Annotated in this window: 14 protein-coding genes and 1 pseudogene; 3 read left to right on the top strand and 12 right to left on the bottom strand. The window is 65.6% G+C overall.

All coding sequences use genetic code 11. From position 1 onward, the window contains the following. Nucleotides 1–103: 103 nt before the first annotated feature. On the bottom strand, nucleotides 104–1,114 hold the full coding sequence (locus tag HB777_06205) for an NAD(P)-dependent alcohol dehydrogenase (protein ID QND63537.1): 1,011 nt from the start codon (nucleotides 1,112–1,114) through the stop codon (nucleotides 104–106). A 99-nt stretch (nucleotides 1,115–1,213) separates the two neighbouring features. On the opposite strand from HB777_06205, the pseudogene HB777_06200 reads away from it, so the two are divergent. Continuing rightward, nucleotides 1,214–2,131, top strand: a pseudogene (locus tag HB777_06200) (LysR family transcriptional regulator). A gap of 52 nt (nucleotides 2,132–2,183) precedes the next feature. Here HB777_06200 and HB777_06195 read toward each other — a convergent pair. The 5 genes from HB777_06195 to HB777_06175 form a co-directional block, all read right to left on the bottom strand. After that, a complete protein-coding gene (locus tag HB777_06195) occupies nucleotides 2,184–2,942 on the bottom strand; it encodes a slipin family protein (GenBank protein ID QND63536.1) in 759 nt (252 codons plus the stop codon). Next, nucleotides 2,939–4,321: a nodulation protein NfeD gene (locus HB777_06190; protein ID QND63535.1), complete on the bottom strand. Its 1,383-nt coding sequence runs from the start codon at nucleotides 4,319–4,321 to the stop codon at nucleotides 2,939–2,941. The genes HB777_06195 and HB777_06190 overlap by 4 nt, the downstream gene beginning before the upstream one ends. Nucleotides 4,322–4,475: 154 nt before the next feature. Then, complete coding sequence (locus HB777_06185) at nucleotides 4,476–5,192, bottom strand: porin family protein (GenBank protein QND63534.1); 717 nt, start codon at nucleotides 5,190–5,192, stop codon at nucleotides 4,476–4,478. Between the two features lie 77 nt (nucleotides 5,193–5,269). Next, a complete protein-coding gene (locus tag HB777_06180) occupies nucleotides 5,270–5,956 on the bottom strand; it encodes a porin family protein (protein QND68679.1) in 687 nt (228 codons plus the stop codon). A 228-nt stretch (nucleotides 5,957–6,184) separates the two neighbouring features. Next, nucleotides 6,185–7,144: a helix-turn-helix transcriptional regulator gene (locus tag HB777_06175; GenBank protein QND63533.1), complete on the bottom strand. Its 960-nt coding sequence runs from the start codon at nucleotides 7,142–7,144 to the stop codon at nucleotides 6,185–6,187. Nucleotides 7,145–7,872: 728 nt separating this feature from the next. Between HB777_06175 and HB777_06170 the strand changes: the two genes are divergently transcribed. After that, nucleotides 7,873–13,293, top strand: coding sequence for an autotransporter outer membrane beta-barrel domain-containing protein (locus HB777_06170; protein QND63532.1), 5,421 nt, complete (start codon nucleotides 7,873–7,875; stop codon nucleotides 13,291–13,293). A gap of 78 nt (nucleotides 13,294–13,371) precedes the next feature. Here HB777_06170 and HB777_06165 read toward each other — a convergent pair whose 3' ends face one another. From HB777_06165 to HB777_06140, 6 genes are all read right to left on the bottom strand, one after another. After that, the gene (locus HB777_06165; GenBank protein QND63531.1) at nucleotides 13,372–14,253 is read right to left on the bottom strand and encodes a DMT family transporter; all 882 of its coding nucleotides are present in this window, start codon (nucleotides 14,251–14,253) and stop codon (nucleotides 13,372–13,374) included. A gap of 121 nt (nucleotides 14,254–14,374) precedes the next feature. Further along, nucleotides 14,375–15,865, bottom strand: a complete 1,491-nt coding sequence (locus HB777_06160; protein ID QND63530.1) for an efflux transporter outer membrane subunit — start codon at nucleotides 15,863–15,865, stop codon at nucleotides 14,375–14,377. A gap of 12 nt (nucleotides 15,866–15,877) precedes the next feature. After that, the gene (locus tag HB777_06155) at nucleotides 15,878–19,057 is read right to left on the bottom strand and encodes an efflux RND transporter permease subunit (GenBank protein ID QND63529.1); all 3,180 of its coding nucleotides are present in this window, start codon (nucleotides 19,055–19,057) and stop codon (nucleotides 15,878–15,880) included. Nucleotides 19,058–19,060: 3 nt separating this feature from the next. Next, nucleotides 19,061–20,323, bottom strand: a complete 1,263-nt coding sequence (locus tag HB777_06150) for an efflux RND transporter periplasmic adaptor subunit (protein QND63528.1) — start codon at nucleotides 20,321–20,323, stop codon at nucleotides 19,061–19,063. Beyond that, nucleotides 20,307–20,456 carry a hypothetical protein gene (locus HB777_06145; protein ID QND63527.1) on the bottom strand — a complete coding sequence of 50 codons (150 nt, stop codon included), beginning with the start codon at nucleotides 20,454–20,456 and terminating at the stop codon, nucleotides 20,307–20,309. Before HB777_06145 ends, HB777_06150 begins: the two co-directional genes overlap by 17 nt. A 113-nt stretch (nucleotides 20,457–20,569) precedes the next feature. Then, nucleotides 20,570–20,791 (bottom strand): hypothetical protein, encoded by a 222-nt coding sequence (locus HB777_06140; GenBank protein QND63526.1) that lies wholly within the window; start codon nucleotides 20,789–20,791, stop codon nucleotides 20,570–20,572. A gap of 263 nt (nucleotides 20,792–21,054) precedes the next feature. On the opposite strand from HB777_06140, the gene HB777_06135 reads away from it, so the two are divergent. Next, on the top strand, nucleotides 21,055–21,654 hold the full coding sequence (locus tag HB777_06135; GenBank protein QND63525.1) for a hypothetical protein: 600 nt from the start codon (nucleotides 21,055–21,057) through the stop codon (nucleotides 21,652–21,654). Nucleotides 21,655–21,707: the final 53 nt, after the last annotated feature.

Raw genomic sequence — 21,707 nt, 5'->3', positions numbered from 1 at the left:
TCTTCATGATTGGCGAAAGCGGCTGAGCGACTAATCTCCCCCTTGAGGGGGAGATGGCCGGCAGGCCAGAGGGGGGCGGCCAGGCGCAAGCCTCACCCTTTCCTCACCATTCCAACCCGAACACCAATTTCCCGAAATGCAGGCCGCCGGCGGCCATGTGGGCGTAGGCTTCGGCCGCTTGATCAGGTGAAAACACCTTGTCGACGACCGGCTCGATCCTGGCTGCACCAATGGCGCGGGCGGCGTCGCGAAGGTCGGACACCGATCCGGTGTTGTTGCCGACCACCTTCAGCGCCTTGATGATGATCGGCAGCAGATTGATCGTGGCCTCGGCGCCGGTGACGAAACCGATGGTGAACAGCGTGCCGCCGGGCGCGGTGGCGTTGATGGCGCGGGCGAAGGTGGCGGTGCCGCCGGTCTCGACGATGAGGTCGGCGCCGAGGCCATCGGTCAGCTCCAGCACCTTACCGTCCCAGTCAGGCGTCGCGCGGTAGTTGATGAGATGGTCGGCGCCCAGTGCCTTCGCCCGCTCCAGCTTCTCGTCCGACGACGAGGTGATGATGACGGTGGCGCCGGCGGCTTTCGCAAGCTGTAGGGTGAAGATCGAGACGCCGCCGGTGCCGAGCAGCACGACGACCGAGCTCGGCCCGACCTCGGCGGCGCGGATGGCGTTCCAGGCGGTGGTGCCGGCGATCGGCAACGTCGACGCCGCCTCGAAGGAGAGATGCGCCGGGACCGGCACGATCGAATTGGCCGGCAGCGCGACATATTCGGCCAACGACCCCGGCAGCGAGATGCCGCGCATCTGCGTCATCTCGTAAGGCCGCGGCCGGCCACCGATCCAGCGCGGCTTGGCATGGGCGACGACGCGATCACCGATCGCGAATCTCGTAACGCCCTCGCCCAGCGCGACGATCTCGCCGGCGCCGTCGGCGACGGGGATGAGTGGAAAGCTCGGTCCGGGATAATTGCCGCTCGCCACCGCGACATCGACGAAATTGAGGCTTGCCGCGCGCTGACGGATCAGCACCTCGCCGCGCTGCGGTTCGGGGGTGGCAACGGTGGCGGCGCGGAAGGCGTCGAGCCTGGGTTGGCTCAGTTCGATGGCTTTCATGGTTTCACTCCGGTGGGAAGGGATTGATGGGTTGAGTGAACCTAGCTGCTGCGCTATTCCTAGATAATCCTTACCCATTGCATTTGAGTACTGCGAATGATGCAGCAATCCCACGAACCAGCGGCCCTTGCCGAAATGGCGGCCTTCGCGGCCATCGCCGAGGCGCGCTCCTTCACCAGGGCAGCAGTGCGCGTCGGGCGCGACGCGACCATCCTGTCGCGGCGCCTGCAATCGCTGGAGGAGCGGCTGGGCGTCAAGCTGCTCCATCGCACGACGCGCAGCGTGTCGCTGACCGAAGCGGGTGCCGAATTCCTGGTGCGCGTGCGCGCCATCCTCGCCTCCGTCGACGAGGCCGAGGCCGCCGCGTCGGCGCATGCCGGTGGCGGCCCGCGCGGCCTGCTCAGACTGGCGCTGCCCGGCACGTTCGGACGCATGTGGATCGGGCCGCTGCTGCCTCAATTCCTTGCCGAATTTCCCGATGTCCGCATCGAGGCCGAATTCTCCAACCGCTTCACCGATCTGGTCGCCGAGAATTTCGACGTCGCCGTGCGGCTCGGCGCGCTGGAGGATTCGCGCCTGGTGGCACGCAAGGTGGCGACGCGGCGCCGGCTGCTCTGCGCCGCCCCCTCCTATCTCGCCCAAAGGGGCAGGCCGCGGACGCCGCAGGCGCTGCTCGAACACTCCTGCCTGGGCTTCAGCGGCTTCCAGACCTTTCCGGCCTGGGAGATGACCGACCGCGAGGGCCGGCGCGCGCGCGTCGAGGTTTCCGGGCCGTTGGTCACCGACGATGCCGAGGTGCTGGTCGAGGCGGCCGTACAAGGCGTCGGCCTGATGATGAGCACCGACTGGCTGGTCGGCCGCGAGCTCGCCGACGGACGGCTGGTGCCGGTCCTGGAGGACTGGACGCTGGCCGACGAAGGCGCGGTCTATGTCGTCACGCCTTCAGCCAAGGGACAAGCCGCCAAGACCCGCGCCTTCGCCGACTGGATCGGCAAGCGCTTCGCGCCGGAGCCCCCTGGCGGCGGTGAAGCTGCTGACGTCCCCGTAGGGGGAGATTACGCACTCCTCCCTACTTCCCCTGCCCCTTCATGAACTGGCTGAGCAGATCCACCGGCAGCGGGAACACCACCGTGGACGAACGCTCGCCGGCGATGTCGTGCAAAGCCTCGAAATAACGCAGCTGCATGGCCTGCGGCTCGGCCGCCAGCATCCGACCTGCCTCGACCAGTTTCGCCGCCGCCTGCTGCTCGCCATCGGCATTGATCACCTTGGCGCGCCGCAGCCGCTCGGCTTCGGCCTGCTTGGCGATGGCGCGGATCATGCTTTCGTTCAAGTCGACGTGCTTGATCTCGACATTGGACACCTTGATGCCCCAGGCATCGGTGCGCTGGTCGAGGATTTCCTGGATATCGCTGTTGAGCTTGTCGCGCTCGGCCAGCATCTCGTCGAGCTCGTGCTTGCCGAGCACCGAGCGCAGCGTGGTCTGCGCCAGTTGGTTGGTCGCGGCCATGAAGTCCTCGACCTGGATGATCGCCCGCTCGGCGTCGACGATGCGGAAATAAAGCACCGCGTTGACCTTCACCGAGACGTTGTCGCGCGAAATGACGTCCTGCGGCGGCACATCCTGCACCACCACCCGCAGGTCGACCTTCACCATCTGCTGGACGAAGGGGACGAGGATGATGAGACCGGGACCCTTGACCCCGGTGAAACGGCCGAGCGTGAAGACCACGCCGCGCTGATATTCCCTCAGGATGCGAATGGCCGCGGACAGGAACATGACCACGACCAGCGCAAGCAACAGATAGGCCACGTAACCGATGCTCATTGTCTTGCTCCATTCTTTGCCGCATCGCGGCGCCGCACGGTCAGCACGAGGTCTCTGATATCGGTCACCTCGACGCTGTCGCCTGGTGCGATGGGTTCGTCGGCCCTCGCCCGCCAGCGCTCGCCCTGGGCCAGCACATGGCCCTCGCCGCCCTGCCAGTCGAGGATCTCGGCAGGCAATCCGCGCATCGCCTCGCCGCCGACGCGCGGCAGGTTCTTGCGCGTCGCCCATAGATACGTGCCGGTGAGGAGCGCGAGCCCCATCGTCAGCGCTGCGGCGGGACCGATGACGGCCCATGACACGGCGAAGCCCGGTCCCTGGGTCTTGAGCAGCATGGCGGCGCCGAGCAGAAAGGCGGCCATGCCGCCGAGTCCGAGCACGACGGTGGGGTTGAAGGCCTCGACGACGAGGAAGGCGACGCCGAGCAGCATCAGGGCGAGGCCGGTATAGTTGATCGGCAGGAGATTGAGCGCATAGAGCCCAAGCACCAGGCAAATCGTGCCGATGACGCCGGGCGCCACCGCGCCGGGGCTGGTGAACTCGAAGATGATGGCATAGACGCCGACCAGCATCAGGATGATGGCGATGTTCGGATCGGTGATGACGGCCAGAAACCGGATGAACCAGCCGGGCTCCAGCGTCTCGACCGGCAGCCCTTTCGTCGCCAGAACCACTTTCCTGCCGGCCACATCCACCGTGCGCCCATCGGCCAGTTGCAGGAGCTCGGTGGTGTCGTGGGCGACGAAGTCGATGACATGTTCCTGCAGCGCCGCATTGGCCGACAGGCTCGCCGCCTCGCGCACGGCCTTCTCGCCCCAGTCGCCATTGCGACCGCGCAGTTCGGCAAGTGAGCGGATCAAGGCAACCGCGTCATTGGTCACCTTGGCCATCATCGCGTCGCCCGCCGGCCGCCCGGTGGCGTCCTTCTCGTCCTTGGCCGGGCCGTTGTCCTTGTCGCCGCCCGGAAGCGACGGCAGCCCGCCCATCTCGACCGGCGTCGCCGCGCCCAGATTGGTTCCCGGCGCCATCGCCGCGACATGGGTGGCGTAGAGGATGTAGGTGCCGGCACTCGCCGCATGGCCGCCGGCCGGCGCGACATAGCCGATGACAGGCACCGGCGAAGCGAGGATGTCGGCGATCATCTCGCGCATCGAGGTGACCAGCCCGCCGGGCGTATCGAGTTGAAGGATGAGGACTTCGGCGTCCCGCTTGGCAGCGATATCGAGCGCTTCCTCGAGCTGCCTTGTGCTTGCCGGCCCGATGGCGCCGTCGATCGCGACGCTCAGCGCAACCTTCTCGCTCCCGGCCGAAGAGAGGGGAGAAAAGACAGCCGCGACAACGAAGGCCACGGCAAGAAGGGCCACCCGCGCGAAGGTCACGCTCAAAGCTCCATGGACTCAATATGGGTGGTATTTTGGCGAAGTCCACAAGAGGGAGTGATGGCGGTGATCGGCGAACGCGGCTGAGCGCAATCTCCCCCACCTGGGGGAGATTTGGCAGCTTCAGCGATCTTGTTCGATCCGGGAATGCCGGTCAGAATTTGTAAGCGACGCCGATGCGGAGGTCGTGCGTCGTCAGTTCGATCTCTTCGGGGCCGAGCGGGGCTCCATCAGAGATGAAGTGCCGCCGTGACGTGTGGCGGCCGAAATCGGCGAACCGGTATTCGCCGCGAACCACCCAATTGTCGGTGACGGCGTATTCGGCGCCGGCGCCCAGCGTATAGCCGGCCACTGTATCTCTGGCGTCCGCGTAGGGACCGCCGGGAATGTCGACGGTGGTGTGCTTGTAGCTTGCCACCGCCAGGCCTCCGGTGACAAAAGGCAGCCACCGGTCCATCGCGTAGCCGGCTCTCAGGCGCACGGAGCCAACCGAATCCAGCTTGAGCTCGCCGCCAAAGGCAGGGTCGTCAACCCCGAGCTCCCGATAGCGCGTGGTGCCCTTCACGCTTGCGAAGCTGTAGTCGCCCTCGACGCCAAGAACCAGTCCGCCGTCGAACTGCTCGATATAGCCGGCATAGAAGCCGCCGAAACCGCCGGACGGACTGTAGCCCCAGCCATAATTATCGAAGCTGCCGGGCGCAAAGGTCTGCCCGACCCTCGCGTCCCCCCAGGCATACCCGGCCTGCGCACCGACATAGGCGCCGGACCAGTTGTAGGTGGCCGCAACAGGCAAGACCGCGCCGGTATCCGCCGCGGACGCCATGCCGACAGGTGCGAGGATGAAGGCCGTGGCAAGAAGAATGGTTTTCATCGTTTGCTTGCTATCCCAAAAAGATGCTGCGTTCCGCGGCGAAAAGGTCGCCGCGGGGTTCTGTTCGGCCCGCCAGATCAGAACTTGTAGCTGAGGCCGGCCCGGACATCGTGCGTCCGCAGATCGACGCTCGATGCCGAGCCAAGACCAGTTGTTATCGAGAGGTCCTGGCTGCCGAAATCGGAGTAGCGATATTCGGCCCGAGCGATCCACCTGTCGGTGAAAGCGTGCTCAACGCCGGCTCCAACCGTCCAGCCAACATGGGTTTTGTCGTGGATCAGTATGTCGCCGCCGGGGCCGCCGGTGATCCCGGTCACTTCATACTTGGCCGCGGCCGCGCCGGCAGTGATGAAGGGCAAGGTCCGATCGAAAGCATAACCGGCCCGCAGCCGCGCCGAACCCGACCATTTGATTTCGCTCTTGAGCAACGTGCCGCTACCAGGGAAGGTCGTCAGTCCATCCACAGCATTGTACGCAATATCAGCCTCGGCACCGAGCACGAAGCGGTTCGCCATTTCCTGATTGAAACCGATGTGGATGCCGCCAATAAAACCGTCCGGATCCATGGAACTGTTGATGTCGGTGCCCCCACTGCCAGCGCCGGCGATGAAGAGATTGGACTTTCCGGCCGCGTAGCCGAAATGAACGCCGGCATAGAGGCCGGACCAGTCGTAGCCGGCAGACGAAGCATCATTGATGTCAGCCGCGCACGCCATGCCGGCCGGCGCGAGAATGATGGCTGTCGCGAGAAGAAGAATTTTCATGGTTTGTCTGCCGTCCCAAAAATTGTCGTGGTCCCCGTCGCGCGGATGCCCGCGGAGATCCAGCTGTTGTCGAGAAATCCGGTGTTGCATTGTCAGCCGGCCGCGTCTTGGGCAGGGCTGCACCCGAATTGTCCGGGAAAGCACCGCAGCACTTTCTCGGTCGGTGTGGCCGTTCAGCCTCAGTCGATTGATGCGCCGTGCGTTCGGCAGGTTTCGCTGTCGGCGAGACTATCTGGCACTGCCCGGCGTCGAACCGAAGCGACGGCGGAAGCAACGGTTGAAGTAGGAGACGTCGGAGAAACCACTGAGCAGCGCGATCTCGCTGATCCGCATCGCGTCATTGCGTCTGTCGGACAGCATTCGATGGGCCCTCTGCAGGCGCAGTTCGAGAATGCGCTCGGCAAAGCTCACGCCGGTTTCCTGCAGCAGGTCATGGACATAGCGCACGGAGAGCCGCAATTGCCCGGCAACGCTCTGCGCCGAAATGGCCGGATCGGCGAAATTGTCCCGCATCTTTTGCAGGATGGCCTGCAGCCTTGCCGCGCGCAGGCCGCGCAAGCCCGCCAGTTCGGCGGCCTCGCCCTTGGCGCCGGTCGCCAGACCGATCAGATCGACGACCGTTTCGGTGGCGTGGCCGATGAGATCGGGCGACAGCAAGGCGGGGCCTGATTCGAGAAAGCTGCAATAGCGCTTGAGCATATCGAGCGCCTCATTGTCGGCTCCGATGGTCAACGCCAACCGGTCCTCGACATGCGTGAAGGCATTCTCCAGAACGGCGCGCGGCAGCACCACATTGGCCCAGACATTGTTGTCGCCGCCGGTCATCTGCAACGCTTCCGAAGCCGAGACCAGTGCAGCCTCGCCTTTGCCGACGTGATAGTCGCGGCCAATCTGGGTGCCGCTGAGCACCGTATCGCCATTGTTGACCAGCAGCAGATAGCCGTCGCGGCCATCGGCGGCGATGTTGCTCGCCTTGCGGCTGGCATGCTTGATCGTGCCGGCCATCTGCCCCAGCACCAGCGACCCGACGGCCGTGGCTTCGATGGCGGCTTCGAACGACAGTTGCTCGGAAATCGTATATTCGACCGACCATATCTCGGCGACATGGATGTCCTGCCAGAGCGCGAACCGTGCGCGGTGGTCCAGATGCGACGGCAAATCGACCGATGAGAAGACATTCTTTTGCAAGCAGCAACCGGCCTTTTCCACACACAAATCTTCACTTCGACGCGCACCGTATTGGACCAGATCACGGTCTGTCCAGAGCCGGAAATACTGATGCCGCAGGCGACAATTTCAGTGCGGTTTTGGACAACGATTCGGCCAGGCATCGTCGTTTGGCCGGCAAACTCCAGAAATACTCGGAAAGCCGCTGGCGAGCGGCAAATCCCCCATGGAGGAGATTTGCCCTCATTGTGGATTTCGCCAACCGCCAAAGCTGCCGAAGGAGCATCGCCCTCGGCGCTCAATGATTTTTCGCCACCTGCACAGCCCGAAACTCCGATGGCGAGATGCCGTAGACCTGCCGGAAGCTGCGGTTGAAATAGTCTTTCGACGAAACGCGCGATCGCCTTCGACGGCTTCGCGGATGCGCTGTCGGCCACGCACGATTCTCTATGATGTCATGTAATGTAGCGCTCGCCGGCAATCATTTGGTCAGACGGCGTCCGTCGAATTCCGTGGCATATATGCAACCCGAAGCGGTCGAATGCCCGGCCATGCGCGTAGACTTCTGCAAAGCCCCCGTTGCAAGCCCGGCTGAGTTGACACGTCTCTGCAAGTCATAAATAGACGAGACAGCTTCGGATTGATCCGAAGTCGCACGAATTGGCTGTGGGGGCAGTTTCATGATGTGTGTTCAGCATTGCCCAGGTCTTTGGACTTCGGTTCCAGGACAGGCTTCCGCGAATTCGGCCTTGCGAAAGAACCTGCGTTCCCAGGCGAGTCGGCTTGCGCTGCGATCCGCCATCGGAATCGCCGCATTTGCGGGCGCGAGCCTGCTGGTTCCGGGACAGGCCCGGGCGGACTGCGTCGTCGGCGCCACCATCCAGTGCGACGATACCTTCACCACCGACACGACATACAGCGCCAACCCGCCCTATGACCGCAACTATGTGATTCTGTCCAACGTACCGGTGGTCGTCGACGTCATTGCGGGAGCGACGGTAAGCGGCAACGGCCTTGCGGTTGCCAACACCGGTGACGGCGGCGTCTCCGTCATCAACAATGGCGTGATCCGCGTCGATCCTGATATGACGCCGACCGCGGGCGGAACAGCGGCCCTGTCGGTCTCGGCGGCCGGCGGCGTGATCAGCTACACGGGCGGGGACATCGCCAACTACGGCGACGGCAACGCGTTCGATGCGACTCAGACCGGCGGTGTCGGTTCAGTCGACATAAATGTCGCCGGCAATGTCTTCGCGGCAACAGGCCAAGGCATCACCGTCCGCGACGTGGCGACCAGCACCGGCATTTCGGTGGTCGCCAACAATGTCACCGCGCTGGATGTGAACAAGGACGCGATCAACGTCCGCAGCGTGTCGACAACCGGCAATGTCACGATTGTCGCCAACGGCAACCTCCAGGCGGGCAATGCCGGCATCGTGGGCTTGCTCCTCCCGGGGTCGACCGGCAATGTCGAGGTGACCGCCAACGGATCGATCGACGCGCGCTTCGGTATCGATGCCGAGAATTTCGGCGCGGGCTCGACCGCGGTGACCGCGGTCGGCCCGGTCACCGCGACCACCGGCAACGGCATCTTCGCGCGGTCGACCGGCGGCGCCGTCACGGTGACGGCGGGCGATGTCACGTCCACCGGCAATACAGCCATCATCGCCCGGCAGACCAAGGCGGGTGCAGCGGGCGCGATCGATGTGACCGTAGGCAACGTCTCGGGCACGACTGGCATCGAGGCGACCAACAGCGGCACCGGTGCGATCGGCATCATCGCCAACGGCACGGTGACCGGCACGCTCGCCGAGGGCATCAAGGCGACCGGCAACGGCGCGGTGAGCGTGAGCGTCGCCGACACGGTGACCGGCACGACCGGCCTGTTGCTGACCGGTGGCTCCCTCGGTTCGGGCAACATTAGCGTTACCGGCGCCGGCGGGTTCGTCGGCGGAACCGGCTACGCGGCGGAAATTCAGAACAACGGCGCGGGCACGGTCACGGTCGATATCTCCGGCGCGAGCAGCTCCAGCGGCGGCGGAGGCATCTACGTTGGCGACACAGCCATAGGTGGCGACATCAGCGTCACCACGGGTGCGGTGACCGCGCTGACGGCGGGCAAGAACGGCATCGTCGTCCAGAGCGCGTCGTTGACTGGCAACGTCACGATTGTCGCCAATGGCGACGTCCATGCGGGCTACGCCGGCATATTGACCCAGATATTGCCGGCCGCGGCCACCGGCAATATCGACGTGACCGCCAACGGGTCGATCGACGCCGGGTCCGGCATCTACGCCGAGTTCGGCATCTACGCCGAGAATTTCGGCGCGGGCTCGACCACGGTGACCGCGGTCGGCCCGGTCACCGTGACCGGCAACGGCATCTTTGCGCAGTCGACCGTCGGCGACGTCACGGTGACGGCGGGCGACGTGACGTCCACCGGCACCACCGCCATCCTCGCCATCGCCCAGCCGGGTGCTGTGGGTGCGGTCAACGTGACAGCGGGCAACGTCTCGGGCACGATCGGCATCCACGCCCTCAACAGTGGCAGCGGTGCGATCGGCATCATCGCCAACGGCACGGTGACCGGCACGCTCGCCGCGGGCATCAATGCGACCGGCAACGACGCGGTGAGCGTGAGCGTCGCCGACACGGTGACCGGCACGACCGGCCTGTTGCTGACCGGTGGCTCCCTTGGTTCGGGCGACATCAGCGTTACCGGCACCGGCGGGTTCGTCGGCGGAACCGGCTACGCGGCGGACATTCAGAACAACGGCGCGGGCACGGTCACGGTCGACATCTCCGGCGCGAGCAGCTCCAGCGGCGGCGAAGGCATCTACGTTCGCGACACGGCCATAGGTGGCGGCATCAGCGTCACCACGGGCGCGGTGACCGCGCTGACGGCGAACGCGATCTACGTCCAGAGCGCGTCGTTGACGGGCAACGTCACGATTGTCGCCAATGGCGACCTCCAGGCGGGCCACGTAGGCATAATTGCCCAGATATTGCCGCCGACGCCGTCGACCGGCAATGTCGACGTGACCGCAAACGGGTCGATCGATGCCTCCTTCGGCATCTATGCCTATAACTACGGCACGGGCTCGACCACGGTGACCGCGGTCGGCCCGGTCGCCGCGACCACCGGCACCGGCATCGACGCGCTGGCCCGCGGCGGCAACGTCACGGTGACGGCGGGTGATGTCACCTCCACCAACAACATCGCCATCCGCGCCCTGCAGAGCAACGTAGCCGCCGCGAGCGCGGTCAATGTGACCGCAGGCAACGTCTCGGGCACGACCGGCATCAATGCGACCAACTACGGCACCCTTGCGATCAATATCATCGCCAACGGCACGGTGACCGGCACGCTCGCCGAGGGCATCAAGGCAACCGGCAATGGCGCGGTGAGCGTGAGCGTCGCCGACACGGTGACCGGCACGACCGGCCTGTTGCTGACCGGGGGCACCCTCGGTTCGGGCGACATCAGCGTTACCGGCGCCGGTGGGTTCGTCGGCGGGGCCGGCAACGCGGCGACCATCCAGAACAACGGCGCGGGCACGGTCACGGTCGACATCTCCGGCGCCAGCAGCTCGACCGGCGGCAATGGTTTCTACGTTCGCGACACGGCCATAGGCGGCGACATCAGCGTCACCACGGGCGCGGTGACCGCGCTGGCGGCGGGCAGGAACGGTATAGACGTCCAGAGTGTGTCGTTGACTGGCAACGTCGCGATTGTCGCCAATGGCGACCTACAGGCGGGCTACGCAGGCATAGTTGCCCAGATCTCGCCGGCTGCGGCGACCGGCAACATCGACGTGACCGCTAACGGGTCGGTCGACGCCGACTTCGGCATCTATGCCAATAACAAAGGCACCGGCTCGACCACGGTGACTACGCTCGGCCCGGTCACCACGACGACCGGCACCGGCATCTTCGCGCAGTCGGCCGGCGGCGACATCGCGGTGAATGCGGGCGATGTCACCTCCACCGGCAATGTGGGCATCTTCGCTCTGCAGGCAGGTACTGCTGCAGGCACAGTCGATGTGAGCGCAGGCAAAGTCTCGGGCACGACAGGCATCTATGCCTATAACGGCGGCACGGGCGCGACCACGGTGACCGCAGTCGGCCCGGTCATTGCGACCACCGGCCGCGGTATCTCCGCGCAGTCGACCGGTGGCAACGTGACGGTGACGGCGGGTGATGTCACGTCGACAGGCAATATCGCCATCATCGCCCAGCAGATCGAGGCCGGTGCTGCGGGTGCGATCATTGTGACCACCGGCAACGTCTCGGGTACGACGGGCATCACCACCCTTGACAAAGGCACCGGCGCGACCGCCATCATCACCAACGGCACGGTCAAAGGCGACATCGCCGCGATTTCGGCAACCTCGACCAATGGCAATGCAATCGGCATCACCCTTTCCGGCGCGACGCACAACAGCGCCCTGACGGCCGCGGCACTGGCCATCACCACCTCTGATGGCGCCACGACAATTCTCAATGGCGGTGCGCTGACCGGCCGGGTGGAGCTCGGCGATTACGCCGACCTCGTGACCAACTACGCCACCTGGACAACCGGCGGCACCAGCCTGTTCGGCGCCGGCATCGACACCGTAACGAATACGGCCGCGGCCTCTCTCAGGACCGCCAGCAATGGCGCAACGCAGGAGACCACCACCTTCAGCGGCCTCGAATTGCTGTCCAATGCCGGCCGCCTGACCATGCAGGATGGCGGCGCCGGCGACCGCACGGAGCTTGCCGGCACTGTGACGCTGGCGGCCGGTTCGACCTACGCCATCGACGTCAACGCCGCACTTCAATCGGATCTCCTTCACACCACCGGCGTCGCCACCATCACCGGCTCGACCCTGGCGGTGACGGCGCAAGGCATCACCGCCGGCCGCTACACGGTGCTGACCGCCGATCTCGGGCTGACCGGCGAGTTCGCCGCTGTGACGGGGGTCACCAGCACCGCGTTCCTGTCGGTGACGGATACCTACGACTTGAACAATGCCTATCTCGATGTGTTGGTGTACGGCTTCAACGATGCCGGGCTGACGCCCAACCAGATCGCCATCGGCAGCGGCGCGGAAAGCCTGGGCAGCGGCAATCCGCTCTATGACGCTATCCTTTTGCTGCCGACAGAGGCTGCCGCGCGTGACGCCTTCGACCAGCTGTCAGGGGAGGTCCACGCCTCGGCCAAGGGGATGCTGGTCGAGGACAGCCGCTTCGTCCGCGATGCAGTCACCAATCGTGTCATGTCCGCCTTCGGCGATATTGGCGCCGCCGCCCTGCCGGTCATGGCCTATGGCGAAGGCGGCCCCGAAATGGTCGCCGCCGATACCGATCGCTTCGCCGTCTGGGGCCAGGCTTTTGGCTCCTGGGGCAATGCGGACAGTGACGGCAACGCCGCCGCCTTCGACCGCTCGACCGGCGGCCTGCTGGCTGGCGCCGACACGTCGGTCGGCAGCTGGCGCGTCGGGTTGCTCGGCGGCTACAGCCATTCGTCCTTCAATGCCGATGATCGCAATTCCTCCGGCAAGGCCGACAGCTATCATCTCGGTCTCTATGGCGGCACCAATTGGGGCGCCATCGCCTTCCGCACCGGCGCCGCCTACAGCTGGAGCAGTTTTTCGACCAAACGCTCCATCGCTTTCGACGGCTTCACGGATGGGCTGTCGGCTGACTACGATGCCGGCACCGCTCAGATCTTCGGTGAACTCGCCTACAAGGCCGATGCTGGGCGCTTCAAGTTCGAACCCTTCGCCAATCTCGCCTATGTCAGCGCGCATACAGACGGCTTTACCGAGACGGGCGGAGCGTCGGCGCTGACCAGCGCCGGTTCGACCACCGATGCCACCTTCACCACGCTTGGCGTGCGCGGCTCGACCGATTTTTCGTTGGGCGGCATGAACGCCACGGCGCGCGCCATGCTCGGCTGGCGCCATGCCTTCGGCGATGTCACGCCGACCTCCAGCTTCGCCTTCGCTGGCGGCGACGCTTTCACCATCGCCGGCGCGCCGATCGCCAGGGACGCAGCAGTGATCGAGGCCGGCCTCGACCTCAACATGTCGGCCAATGCCACGCTTGGTGTGTCCTATACCGGCCAGTTCGGTGGCGGCGGTGTCGACCAGGGCGCAAAGGTCGATCTCGACTTGAGGTTCTGAACAGCAACGACAAAGGCAACGCTCGAACGTCGGTCAGCGGCGGGACAGGCTTTACGGCACGATCCCGCGCATCCGTCCCTACTCCGGCGACGGCACCGGCGGCTTCGAGGTGATCGCCGTGCCGAAGGCGGCGGAAATGACGGCGGCGATCCCGGCGCATTGCGTGGCGGTCAGGCTCTCGTGCAGGAATAGGAAGCCGGCCAGTGCGCCCAGCCCCGGCTCCAGGCAGGTCAGCGTGCCGTAGATGCGGGCCGGCATCCGGGTCAGCGCCACCATCTCCAGAAAGAACGGCAGCGCGCTGGAGAACAGGCCGACGAGCAGCGCGCTGACCAGGATCGAGGGCGCCAGCAGCGCGGTTCCCGCTTGCGCGACGCCGAAGGGCAGCACCAGCACGGCGGCGATGGCCATACCGTAGGCGGTGGTGCGGGTGCCAAGCTCCGCGCCGGTCTTCTGGGCCAGCACGATATAGAGCGCCCAGAAGCCGCCGGCCGCCAGCGCCAGCATCACCCCGGTCGGATCAAGCGGCGCGACTGAATGGACGAAGGGCGACAACAGCACGATGCCGGCCACCGCCAGCGCGATCCAGGCAAAGTCGCTGGCGCGCCGCGAGGTCAGCGTCGCCACCAGAAGCGGTCCGGAAAACTCCAGCGCCACCGCGATGCCGAGCGGAATCCTGGCGAGCGCTGCGTAAAACAGCAGGTTGAGCGCGCAAAGCGTCACCCCATAGGCGACCAGCCACGGCAGAGTGGCGCGCGATGGCCGCATCTGCCAGGGCCGCAGCACCGCGATCAGCATCAGCGCGCCGATGACCAGCCGCAGCGTCGTCGTGCCTTGCGCGCCGATCAGCGGGAACAGGCCCTTGGCGAAGGTGGCGCCGATCTGGATCGACACCATGGCGCCCATCAGCGCCGCGACGGGCAACGGCGCCGCTTCGCGACTGGCAACGGGCATCGATGTCACTTTGGTTTTGTCCTTCCCTGCCGCCAAGGCAACCGTTTGGCGGCACGGAGATAGGCTGAACCGGCCTGCCCTGTCGTGAGGCAGCAGCGGCGGCTTGATGAGGCACGGCGCCGCGAACCGCTCAGGCCGCCGGCTTCGACGCCAGCCGTGGGCCGGTCTTGACGTCGACGATTTCCGGCTTCGTGCTGTCGACCGTGCCGTCCCAGCCGCCGCCGAGGGCCTTGTTGAGGGCTATGTAGTTGGTCGCCAGCAGGACGCGGCTTTGCAGCAGCGAATCCTCGGCCGAGTAGAGCGAGCGCTGGGCGTCGAGCACATCGAGAAGGCTGGTTTCGCCGGCCTTGTAGAGCGTGCTTTCGAGGCTTGCGGCATCGCCATAGGATTTCGCCGACGAAGCGAGCTTGCTGATCCTGATGCGCTCCTGCGACAACAGGACAAGCGCGTTCTCGACATCCTCGAGCGCTGTCAGCACCGAACCCTTGTAGGCAATGAAATACTGATCGCGCTGCGCCTTGGCGACCTCGACGGCCGCCTGCAACTGACCCGCATTGAACAACGGCACGCTGAGCGTCGGCCCGAACGACCAGCCGATCGACGAATTCTTGCCGACATCGCCGAGCTTCAGCGCCGCCGTGCTGATGTCGCCGGTCAGGCTGACCGAGGGATAGCGAGCCGCCTCGGCCTGGCCGATCTTGGCGGTGTATTGCGCATATTGCCGCTCCGCCATGCGCACGTCGGGCCGCGACAGCAGGAGGTCGGCGGGAATGCCGGTCGGGATCGGCAGGCGTGGCGCCGGGATCGGCGCGACCCGCTTCAGCCGCTCGCTGAGGGCAGCCGGCGGCCGGCCGGTCAGCACCGCGAGACGATGCACGGCTTGCGCATAGCTTGCCTCCAGCGTCGGCACCGCGGCCTCGGTGCTCGCCGCCTGCCCCATCGCCTTGGCGACATCGGCGGCGGTCGCGGTGCCCGCCTGCGCCATGGTGCGGGTGAGTTCGGCGGTCTGCCTTTGCGATGCGGCCGAGCGCCTGGCGAGCGCGATGCGGGCCTGATAGCCGCGCGCCTGCGCATAATAGGATGCGACATCGCCGACCAGGGTCAGAAGCGTCGAGCGCAGTTCCTCCTGCGAGGCGTCCAGCCCGTAGCGGGCGGCCTCGACGCCCCTTCGGTTGGCGCCGAACAGGTCGAGCTCCCAGCTTGCATCGAAGCCGGCCTGGTACTCGTTGTAGGTGGCGTCAGAGCCTGATGTGGTCTCGGCCGACTTGTTGCGGGTGGCCGAGCCGGAGCCGTCGACCGACGGCAGCAATGTGCCGGCGGTCTGGCGATAGCTGGCGCGCGCCTCGCGGATTTTTGCCTTGGCGGTGGCGACATCGAGATTGCCGGCAACCGCTTCGTCGACAAGCGTGTTCAGCTCGGGATCGCGCAGCCGCTGCCACCATTTCGACAGTTGCGCCGGCTGGGCCGGCTTTGCCTGCTTCTGGCCGCTCCAGCTCGCCGGCATCGCCAGCATGGGCGCCTGATAGTCCGGCCCGACGACGCATCCCGCGAGCAGGACAGTGCTGATCATAGGCGCAAGGAACCGCCTCGCGGCCACCGAGCCACGTTCGAAACCTGTCATATGAAAGAACCCTTATTGCTGATTGGCTGTTGCTGGCGTCTCGCCTGTATTCTGCCCGGTACCTGGCCCAGTATCTGGCCCGGTATCCTGTTTGGCCGCCCTGCCCTTGAAGATGCGCCGCACCGTGACGAACAATAACGGCACCAAAAAGACGCCGATAACCGTCGCCGCGATCATGCCGCCCATGACGCCGATACCGACGGAGTTCTGCGCGCCCGAGCCCGCGCCACTGGCAATCGCAAGCGGCAACACGCCGAGAATGAAGGCCAGCGACGTCATCAGGATCGGCCGCAGCCTTTGTCGCGCCGCTTCCAGCGTCGCCTCGACGAGCCCCATCCCGGCGGTCTGCCGCTCGATGGCGAACTCGACGATGAGGATGGCGTTCTTGGCGGCGAGACCGATCGTGGTCAGCAGGCCGACCTTGAAATAGACGTCGTTGGACTGGCCGAAGAGACTCGCCGCCAGCAGCGCGCCGAAGATGCCGATCGGCACCGAGAGCATGACCGCGAACGGGATCGACCAGCTCTCATAAAGTGCCGCCAGACACAGGAACACGACCAATGCCGAGATCGCATAGAGCGACAGCGCCTGATTGCCGGAAAGCTTCTCCTGGTGCGACAGGCCGGTCCATTCGTGGGAATAACCGGCGGGCAGTTGCGCGACAAGCTTGTCGATCTCGTCCATGGCGGCACCCGAGCTGACGCCCGTGGCCGCCGCGCCCTGGATCTCGACCGCCGCCGAACCATTGTAGCGTTCGAGCCTCGGCGAGCCGAATGTCCAGTGGCTGGAGGCGAAGGCCGAGAACGGCACCATGGCGCCGCTGGCATTGCGGACCTGCCATTTGTCCAGGTCTTCCGGCTGCATGCGGAAATTCGGGTCCGACTGCAGATAGACCGGCTTCACCCGCCCGCGGTCGATGAAGTCGTTGACGTAGTCGCTGCCCCAGGCGGTGGACAGCGTGTTGTTGATGTCGGCCAGGCTGACGCCGAGCGCGCTGGCCTTTTCCTGGTCGATGTCGACCGAGAATTGCGGCTGGTCTTCCTGGCCGTTAGGCCTTGTGTTGGCGAGCACCTTGCTCTGCCCGGCCAAGGCCAGAAGCTGGTTACGCGTCTGGATCAGCGCGTCATGGCCGGCGCCATTGACGTCCTGCAGGTAGAAGTCGAAGCCGTTGGTGTTGCCGAACCCCTGGATGGCCGGAGGCGCGAGCGCGAAGACCTGCGCATCCCTGATCTTGGAGAAGGCACCCATGGCGCGGCCGGCGATCGCCTGCGCGGCAGAAGCCGGCGATTTCCGCAGGTCGAAATCCTTCAGCCGCACGAAGGCGATGCCGACATTCTGTCCGGCGCCGCCGAAGCCGAAGCCGGAGGCGGTGAACACCCCGTCGACGACGTCCTTCTCCTGGTTGAGATAATGGTCGGTCACTTGCGCCAGCACGCGCTCGGTGCGGTCCTGCGTCGCGCCGACCGGCAGCTGCACGCTGGTGATCAGGATGCCCTGGTCCTCTTCCGGCAGGAACGAACTCGGCAGCCGGGCAAACATCCAGCCCACGGCAACGACGATGGCCAGGAACACGACGAGGAAGCGCCAGGACCGGTTGATGATGCTGTGCGAGCCGTCGCGGTAGGCAAGCGTGCCGCGGTCGAAGACACGGTTGAACCAGCCGAACGGGCCGGTCTGCGTCGCATGGTCCTTGGGCGGCCGCAGGATGGTGGCGCACAGCGCCGGCGTCAGCACAAGTGCCACCAGCACCGACAGCACCATCGCCGAGACGATCGTCACCGAGAATTGCCGGTAGATGATGCCGGTCGAGCCGCCGAAGAAAGCCATCGGCACGAAAACGGCCGAAAGCACGGTGGCGATGCCGATCAGCGCGCCGGTGATTTCATGCATCGACTTGCGCGTCGCCTCCTTCGGCGACAGGCCCTCTTCCTGCATCACGCGTTCGACATTCTCGACGACGACGATGGCGTCGTCGACCAAAAGGCCGATGGCGAGCACCATGGCGAACATGGTCAGCGTGTTGACGGAATAGCCGAACAGCGACAGCACGCCGAACGTGCCGAGCAGCACCACCGGCACCGCGATCGTCGGGATGATGGTGGCGCGCAGGTTCTGCAGGAAGAGGAACATCACCAGGAACACCAGCACGATCGCCTCGGCCAGCGTCTTGACCACCTCCTCGATCGACAGCCGCACGAAGGGCGAGGTGTCGTAGGGATAGACGACCTCGACCCCTTGCGGGAAAGTCGAGCTCAACCGGGCGATCGTCGAGCGCACCGCCTCGGCGGTGTTGATGGCGTTGGCGCCGGTCGCCAGGTTGACAGCGACGCCCGCCGCCGGCTTGCCGTTGTAATTGGCCTGCGTCGTATAGCTTTCGGCGCCGAGTTCGACGGTCGCGACATCGTTGAGGCGAACCAGCGAGCCGTCCGTCTGGCTCTTCAGGATGATGTTGCGGAACTGTTCGGCGGTCTGCAGCCGGCTCTTGGCCGTCACCGTGGCATTGAGCTGCTGGCCCTTGCGCGCCGGCAGGCCGCCGAGCTGGCCGGCCGAAACCTGCGTGTTCTGCGCCTCGATCGCCGAGGCCACGTCGCTCGGCATCAAGGCATATTTGGCGAGCTTGTCGGGGTCGAGCCAGATGCGCATGGCATAGCCGGAACCGAACAGCTGCGTCGAGCCGACGCCCTCGACGCGCTTCAGCGTGTCGTTGACGGTGGCGTCGACATAGTCGGCGAGATCGGTCGAGTTCATCTTGCCGTCGGTCGAGACGAAGCCGATGACCATCAGGAAGCCGGTCGAGGATTTGGAGACGGTGATGCCGTTGCTCTGCACCACCTGCGGCAGCTGCGACTGCACCAGCTGCAGCTTGTTTTGCGTCTGCACCTGGGCGGTGTCGGGATCGGCTGATGTGGTGAAGGTCAGCGTGATCGAGGCCGAACCGGTCGAGGTCGACGTCGCCGTCATATAGTCGAGATTGTCGATGCCGGTCATGCCTTGCTCGATGACCTTGGTCACCGAGTTTTCCACCGTCTGCGCATCGGCGCCCGGATAGGTGGCGCTGATGTTGACCGTGGTCGGCGCGATCTGCGGATATTGCGAGATCGGCAGCGAGGTGAGCGCCAAGAGGCCGCCCAGCATGATCACGATGGCGATCACCCAGGCGAAGATCGGCCGGTTGATGAAGAATACGGACATCGCTCAGTTCCCGATCGCGGCGGCAGGCGCCGGTTTGGCCGCGTTGGATGCGGCCGAAGCGCCCTGCCCGCGATCCTTGACCTCGCCGGTCGTCTCGTCGATCGTCACCTCGACGCCCGTCGCATCGCCGCCGGGACGCACCAGCTGCATGCCCTCGACGATGACGCGGTCGCCGTCGCCGACACCCGAATCCACCAGCCAGTTGTTGCCGACGCTGTTGCGCACCGCGAGGACGCGGGTCTCGACCTTCCCCGCGGCATTGATGACCATGGCGGTGGCCTCACCCTTGGTGTTGCGGCTGACGGCGCGCTGCGGCACCAGGAAGCTGTTCTGGGCGACGCCCTCCTCGACCAGCGCCCGCACATACATGCCGGGCAAAAGCAGGCGGTCGGGATTGGGGAACTCGGCCCTGAGCGCAAAGGTACCGGTAGTCTGGTCGACATTGGCGCCGGCGAATTCCATCTTGCCGGTCTGTGTGTAGATGGTGCCGTTTTCGAGCTTCAGCTTGACGCTGACATTGGGGCCGCTGAACTTCAGCCGCCCTTCCGAGATGGCCTGGCGCAGATTGAGCAGATTGGTGCTCGATTGCGTGACGTCGACATTGATCGGATCGAGCGCACGGATGGTGGTCAGCACCGTGTCCTGGTTGGCGGTGACCAGCGCGCCGGGCGTCAGCGTGGACTTGTCGATGCGGCCGGCGATCGGTGCGGTGATCGAGGTGCGGTCGAGGCTGATGCGCGCCGTCTCGACGCTGGCCTTGGCCGAGGCGACATCGGCTTGCGCCTGCGCCAGCGTGGCGGCGGCATCGTCATAATCCTGTTTGGAAACAACGTTCTGCTTCAACAGCCCTGCATAACGATCGAACTTGGCTTGCGCGGTAGGCACCGCCGCTTCGGCCTTCTGCTGCGCCGCGACCGCGCTGTCATAGGACGCCTTGTAGCTTGCCGGATCGATCAGGTAGAGCGGCTGTCCCGCCGCCACCTCGCTGCCCTCCTTGAACAGGCGCTGCTGGATGATGCCGTTGACCTGCGGGCGTACCTCGGCAATCAGCGAGGCCGCCGTGCGCCCCGACAGTTCGGCCGTTATCGCGACCGACTGCGGATGCAGGGTGACGATGCCGACTTCCGGTTTGCCGGCCGCGCCCATGCCGGCGGGAGCGCTGCTCTCCTGCGAGCAGGCGGCCAGCAGAACGGTGGCGACAAGCAGTCCCGCCCAGGGTGCGAGACGGCGTGCCAACAAACGAGACTGGCTAGGCTTGAAAGTCATGGCCTGGATCTTTCCCTGGAATTGCGTGCGCATGGACAATGGACCGCTTGGTCGAGGGCATGCCGATCCATATCACGATGTTGGGCCGCGCCCGTCTGCGGGCGGCTTCGAGCAATGTTTCGAAGCGGCTCATGTCGCGCTCCTTCTCGGCGGCCGGAACTGCTCGAGGGTCGAGTAGCTGGCCGCGATGCCCACCGGCATCATTATGCCGATCAGCGATGACATGCCAAGCGCCTTGCCGGAGTCTCACGCGATCTTGCGGTCATGATCTGCGTGGTTGTTTGTGGTGAGCGGGAGCGACAGCCGCCAGGCGGCGAAGCTCAGGCGGATCGCGCCCTTCAGCGTGTCGACCGGCAGGGCCAGCGGCATTACGCGTGCGGCCGACGGCATGCCGCGCCCGGCAGGGCCGAACGAGAGCCTCGGGCTGGCGGACGCGAGCAGCCGCAGCATGATCATAGCTTCCCACATTGTCGTGCTTCCGTTGCGTGATTTGAATTGGGCGTGATTCGAACTGGGCGTGATTTGAAAGCCAGGGATGGCGAAGATACGCCCGCCATCCCTGAAGAGAACCGACCGGCCCGAGAACGGGTTGGGTACCGGGCCGGCCGGCGCAGTCGGTCAGAGTTGCTCGTCATTCCCGGGCTGGGGTGGGAGCGGCCTGCCATCGTTGGGCAAGCCTCTGGGGCCGGCTGCATCGTTCGGAGGACCGCCCCAGGGACCGGGGGTGGTCCATGGGGGCGTTCCGCCGAAGCGAGGAGTTCGAGTTGTTCGGGCGTCAGCTTGGCGCGCAGTTCAGCGATCGCGTCCTTCAGTTTGCCGGCCGAAACCGCGCGCGCGGTGACGTCGTCGGCCAGCTTTTCCTGGAAGGCGAAGGGATCTGGCTTGCCGCCAGGATCCTCGGGAGCGCCGGCGTCGGGACCGCGACCGCCCTCGCCAGTCCCGCCAGGGCCGCGATCATGCCGCGGCGGCGAAAGCACGGCCTGCAGCGCGCTTGTGTAGTCGCGCCAGGCATCGAGCTGTTCGGTGCGGATGCCGACGCGGGTCTCGAGCGCGGCCAGCCTGGCGGCCAGCATGAATTCCGGCGGCGGGCCCATGCGGCGGGGACCAAAGCCTTCAGGCCCAAAAGCTTGCGGGCCAAAACCCTGAGGACCATGCCGCATCGGCCCATGCGGACCGGGTCCATCCTGCATTGCCATGACCGGGGGCTCACCGGGGCCCGGATCGGGCTGTGCCGCCAGCACGGGGTGAATTGCGGCGACGGAAAACAGGCCGAGCGCAAGAAGTCTGCTTCGCATGACGGTGTTCCTTTCTCTCATGCTTCGGACAAATGAGAGGATAGGAAGCGTGTTTGTCCGCTTCGCGTCGGCGTGTTGCCGAAGGTTTC

The organism is Mesorhizobium loti, assembly GCA_014189435.1.
GTDB lineage: Bacteria > Pseudomonadota > Alphaproteobacteria > Rhizobiales > Rhizobiaceae > Mesorhizobium > Mesorhizobium loti_G.
This window is presented reverse-complemented; position numbering and strand designations above follow the sequence as displayed.

What these genes read in the sequence shown, in the direction of transcription:
- HB777_06205 (QND63537.1), bottom strand. Translation starts at nt 1,114, where the DNA reads ATGAAAGCCATCGAACTGAGCCAACCCAGGCTCGACGCCTTCCGCGCC.
- HB777_06185 (QND63534.1), bottom strand. Translation starts at nt 5,192, where the DNA reads ATGAAAACCATTCTTCTTGCCACGGCCTTCATCCTCGCACCTGTCGGC.
- HB777_06180 (QND68679.1), bottom strand. Translation starts at nt 5,956, where the DNA reads ATGAAAATTCTTCTTCTCGCGACAGCCATCATTCTCGCGCCGGCCGGC.
- HB777_06160 (QND63530.1), bottom strand. Translation starts at nt 15,865, where the DNA reads ATGACAGGTTTCGAACGTGGCTCGGTGGCCGCGAGGCGGTTCCTTGCG.
- HB777_06150 (QND63528.1), bottom strand. Translation starts at nt 20,323, where the DNA reads ATGACTTTCAAGCCTAGCCAGTCTCGTTTGTTGGCACGCCGTCTCGCA.
- HB777_06195 (QND63536.1), bottom strand. Translation starts at nt 2,942, where the DNA reads ATGAGCATCGGTTACGTGGCCTATCTGTTGCTTGCGCTGGTCGTGGTC.
- HB777_06145 (QND63527.1), bottom strand. Translation starts at nt 20,456, where the DNA reads ATGAGCCGCTTCGAAACATTGCTCGAAGCCGCCCGCAGACGGGCGCGG.
- HB777_06155 (QND63529.1), bottom strand. Translation starts at nt 19,057, where the DNA reads ATGTCCGTATTCTTCATCAACCGGCCGATCTTCGCCTGGGTGATCGCC.
- HB777_06140 (QND63526.1), bottom strand. Translation starts at nt 20,791, where the DNA reads ATGTGGGAAGCTATGATCATGCTGCGGCTGCTCGCGTCCGCCAGCCCG.
- HB777_06135 (QND63525.1), top strand. Translation starts at nt 21,055, where the DNA reads ATGGGGGCGTTCCGCCGAAGCGAGGAGTTCGAGTTGTTCGGGCGTCAG.